Source organism: Streptomyces katrae (genome assembly GCF_000966975.1).
GTDB lineage: Bacteria > Actinomycetota > Actinomycetes > Streptomycetales > Streptomycetaceae > Streptomyces > Streptomyces katrae.
This window is the reverse complement of the sequence record NZ_JZWV01000143.1, coordinates 1-4,154: the sequence shown is the minus strand read 5'-3', so window position 1 is coordinate 4,154 and position 4,154 is coordinate 1. Positions and strand designations below refer to the sequence as shown.

The window sequence follows — 4,154 nt, the reverse complement described above, 5'->3', positions numbered from 1 at the left end:
CTGCCTCGGCCAGCAGGGCGGCGGTCTCCAGCGCGGCCTGCCCGGCGCCGAGGACGGCCACCTCCTGGCCGGCGAAGCGGGACAGGTCGCGGTGGCCGCTGCTGTGCGACCAGTGCGCCGGGGGCAGGTCGCGCAGCGCCCCGGGGCAGTGGGTGAACGGCATCACCCCGACGGCCAGGGCCACCGTCCGGGCCAGCAGCGGCGGGCCCTCGGCGGTGCGCACCCGGAAGGCGTCGCCCTCCGGGGCGACCTCGGTGACGGTGACCTCCTCCACCTCGGGCAGGCCGGCGTGACGGGCGAACCAGAGCCCGTACGCGCTGAAGGTGCCGATCGGCAGCGGGCTGCCGTGTTCCGCCGTGAGGCCCCGGGTGGCGCAGTACTCGGCGAGGGTGTAGCGGCCGCCGGGGGCGGAGAGGTTGGAGGACCAGGGCTCGGACTTGAGGTACATGCCCTCGGGCATGTGGTCCCGCCAGGAGGCCATGGGCCGGCCCAGCACCCGTACGCCGAGCCCGGCCGCCGCCGCGTGCGCCGCGACCGACAGGCCGTACGGGCCCGCGCCGACCACCACGAGATCGTCCATCCGCCTCACGGCCGCTCCTCATCCTCCAGCACGACCGCCGTCGCGTGACGGCGCGTCACCAGTCACCGGAGCACCGTCGCCCCGGCGTCGGCACGACATCCCGGGGCCGCGCACCACCCGTCATCCGCTCCCCGGGGCGCCGGTGGCCCCGCTCACCGCGACACCAGCTCGTCCGGCTCCGCCGACGCCTCCGGGGACCCCGGGGGCGCGGGCACCCCCGGCGCGCCCGGGCGGGCCGCCGTGACGCCGTCCCCCCGCGCCCGCTCGCCGCCGCGCTGGCGCGGGGCCCGCACCGCGCGAACGGTGCGCCTCCCCTGCGCGGGGACGCCGCGCAGGACGCGCGCGCCCTTGCCCAGGCCCCGTCCCAGGAACGCGCAGAGCATCGCCAGGAACGGCCCGGGGTCGTCGGCGGCGAACCAGGCCGCCTCCACCGGCCCCCGCGGCCGGGGCAGCGTGCGCCCGCGCACCGCCGCCAGCAGGGCGTAGTTCTCCGCCAGGAAGACCCGTCCCGGACCGCCCGCGGGCTCCGGGACCCGTTGTCCCGTCAGGTCCAGGTACATCGCCTGGACCACGTCCAGCCCCACGTCGTCCGCGAACAGCCGGAACTGGGCCCCCGGCCGCGGGTTGAAGTCGACCAGCCGGACGGCGCCGCGCTCGTCGCGGCGGAAGTCGAGGTCCAGGATCCCCTGGTAGCCGAGCCGTTCGGCCAGCCGCAGCCCCGACTCCTCCACCGCCGGGTCGGCCAGCCACCGCCCCATCGCCGTCAGCCCCGCCCGGACCGGCCAGGCCAGCTCCTTGCGGCCCGTGCCGGCCAGCAGCGGCCGCCCGCCCCGCCCGAAGGCCCCGTGGAAGAACCAGTCGGTGTCGGGCCCCGCGGGCAGGAACCGCTGGAGCAGCAGCGGACTCCCGGCCTCGGCGGAGCGCTCGTACAGCTCCCGCGCCCCGGTGGCGCTGTCCACCAGCGTGGTGCTGCGCAGCCCGCTCCCGGCGGGCAGCAGCCAGGGCCGGCTCCACTTGGCCACCACCGGCAGCCCGAGCGTCCACGCGGCCCGGGCCGCCTCGGCCCCGCTCTGCGGGATCACGGTCTCGGGGTGCGGGATGTCCCAGCGGGCGCACAGCCGCGACAGCTCGGCCTTGTCCGCCACCCGGGCGGGCAGGTCGTCGGGCTGATGGGGGATCCGGAAACGGTCCGTCAGCATCGGGGCCACGCGCGAGACGGCGATGGCGCTGAGGTCGTCCATCGCCACGAGCACGGCGGGCCGGCCGATCCGCTCCGACACCCCGACGAGGCACTCCAGGAGCGCCTCGGGCGCCTCCGGGTCCAGCCCCCCGGCCGGCCCCGGGTGCGTGGCGCGCAGGTACCGCGAGCGACCCACGGGGCCTCCTCCGGCTTCGACGACGGCATGCACCTCCACGCCCCGGCGTCCGAGGGATCTGACGGCGCCGAGGGTTCCGTGGTGGAACGGGTTGCGATCGAGTCTGAGCAGTACTGCGGGCACATGGCCGTCGAACGCGTACATACAAACGGACTTTCACCTAGTCGGACCAAGCGGGAGAGATGCGCAGCTGCGAATGGCCTAGGAAGCGGCCACCGGACAGGCCGTTCGTCAGATGTGATGTCTAACGTCTTTGACAAGCACACCGGTTCGGCAGAGCTCGGGAGACGACATGCCCAGACCACACCACCGCCTGGTGAGCACCTGCGTCGGTACGGTCACGGCCGGGCTGCTCGCCACGGGCGCCGCGCTCGCGGCCCCGGACGACGACCCCGCCAAGGGCTCCGACACCGCCTTCGGCGCCTATCTCGACTACGGGCCGTCCGGCATCGCCCGCATCCCCCGCCTGTCGCGCTGGCTGGGCGGCCGGGAGGTCCGGGTCGGGCACACCTACCTGCCCGGCGACTCCTGGGCCGGCATCGAGGGCCGCGTCCCGTTCCTGGAGGACTGGGCGCAGTGGCGCCGGGCCGAGGACGACCGGATGTTCGTCCTCAACGTGCCCATGCAGGCCCGCAACGAGGGCCGGGTGCCCGACTGGCAGGTGGCCCAGCTGATCCGGGCGGGCGCGCAGGGCGAGCACGACAAGCACTTCCGGCGGCTGGCCGAGCGACTGGTGGAGCTGGGCGTCCCGGACACGGTGATCGTGCTCGGCTGGGAGATGAACGGCACCACGTACACCCACCGCTGCGGCCCCGACCCGGAGCACTGGAAGGCGTACTGGAACCGCGTCGTCAACACGATGCGCTCCGTCCCCGGGCAGCGGTTCAAGTTCGATTTCACCCCCAACCGGGGGACCGACGCGATCCCGTGGACCGAGTGCTACCCGGGCGACGACGTGGTCGACGTCATCGGCATGGATTCGTACGACCAAGGCCCCGGCCGGACCTTCGACGACCACGTCAGGCAGCCGTACGGGCTCCAGCAGCACGTCGACTTCGCGAAAGCACACGGCAAGCGGATCTCGTACCCGGAGTGGGGGCTGTTCCGCAACGGCGACAACCCGGAGTACGTGCGGCGCATGCTCCAGTGGATCGACCAGCACCACCCGCTGTACCACACCATCACCGACTACTGCCCGCACGGCGTCTGGCAGTGCAAGCAGAACCCGAGGTCCTCGAAGGTCTTCCGCGACGCGCTGTCCGACCAGGGACCGGTGGTGGTCCCGACCCCGGTGGTGCCCACGCCCGTGGTCCCGACCCCGGTGGTCCCGGCCCCCGTCGTACCCACGCCCGTCGTACCCACCCCGGTCGTCCCGACGCCGGCCGTACCCACCCCGCAGCTCCCGACCCCCGAGGTCCCGACCCCGTCCGCGCCCACCCCGGACGCACCCACGCCCACCCCGACTCCCACCCCCGAGGCGACCCCGTCCCCGACCCCGACCCCGGTCGCCCCCGAGCCCCAGCCCCTGCCGACCCGTCCCGCTCCGTCGGTGTCGCAGCCGCCGAAGCCGCAGCCCACCAAGCCGCAGCCCACCAAGCCGGAACCGAAGCCGCAGCCCCAGCAGCCCGTCAACAGCAAGCAGTGGTGCCTGCCCCTCGACTTCGGCGACTGGTTCTCGAAGCTGATGGGCAAGCAGCAGGTCTGCATCACCTTCGGCGGCTGGGGCGGGGACTCCGGGTTCTGGCCCTTCTAGCCGGGTCATCGCACGCGCAGTTCGTTCAGCCGCGCCCGCCAGTCCCGGGCGGCGGCAGCGCCTCGCGGGCGGCCGGCAGCGCCTCGCGCAGCGCCCCCACCGCCCGCTCGCGCCCCGTGACCTGCGACTCGTGCAGCCGCATCAGGGGCGCGAGCGCGTGCGTGGCCAGCAGCAGCCGCTGGTTGACCACCGTCTCCGGCCGCCAGTGGTTCTTGTACGGCTCGTTGCCGCGCAGGAAGCTCACCACCGGCCGGCCCTCCTCCAGCGCCCGGCCGGCCTCGTAGCGCAGCAGCAGCGTCGCCACGTCCACCTTCCGTTCCCGCAGGTCCGGGTCCGCCCCGTACAGGTAGCCGCCGCTCAGCGCGGCGGACAGCAGGGTGACGTTGGCCGCCACCACCTTCCCGTCCAGCCGGAACTCCGTCAGCCGGCCCTCCCCGGCCCGCAC

4 protein-coding genes are annotated in these 4,154 nt (G+C 74.7%); 1 reads left to right on the top strand and 3 read right to left on the bottom strand.

Annotated elements, in window-relative coordinates; translation table 11 throughout:
- The coding region (locus VR44_RS07325; protein ID WP_045946560.1) for an NAD(P)-binding domain-containing protein at window positions 1-580 on the bottom strand (580 nt) is incomplete at its 3' end.
- A 152-nt stretch (window positions 581-732) separates the two neighbouring features.
- Complete coding sequence (locus VR44_RS07320; protein ID WP_045946559.1) at window positions 733-2,100, bottom strand: carboxylate--amine ligase; 1,368 nt, start codon at window positions 2,098-2,100, stop codon at window positions 733-735.
- A gap of 148 nt (window positions 2,101-2,248) precedes the next feature.
- Between VR44_RS07320 and VR44_RS07315 the strand changes: the two genes are divergently transcribed.
- Entirely contained in the window at window positions 2,249-3,709 is a 1,461-nt protein-coding gene (locus VR44_RS07315) for a glycoside hydrolase family 26 protein (protein ID WP_045946558.1), read from the top strand.
- A gap of 25 nt (window positions 3,710-3,734) precedes the next feature.
- On the opposite strand, the gene VR44_RS07310 is transcribed toward VR44_RS07315, so the two are convergent.
- The coding region (locus VR44_RS07310; RefSeq protein WP_045946557.1) for a GNAT family N-acetyltransferase at window positions 3,735-4,154 on the bottom strand (420 nt) is incomplete at its 5' end.

Excerpts from the sequence above, each read along its gene's own strand:
- VR44_RS07320 (WP_045946559.1), bottom strand. The coding sequence starts at position 2,100 with ATGTACGCGTTCGACGGCCATGTGCCCGCAGTACTGCTCAGACTCGAT.
- VR44_RS07315 (WP_045946558.1), top strand. The coding sequence starts at position 2,249 with ATGCCCAGACCACACCACCGCCTGGTGAGCACCTGCGTCGGTACGGTC.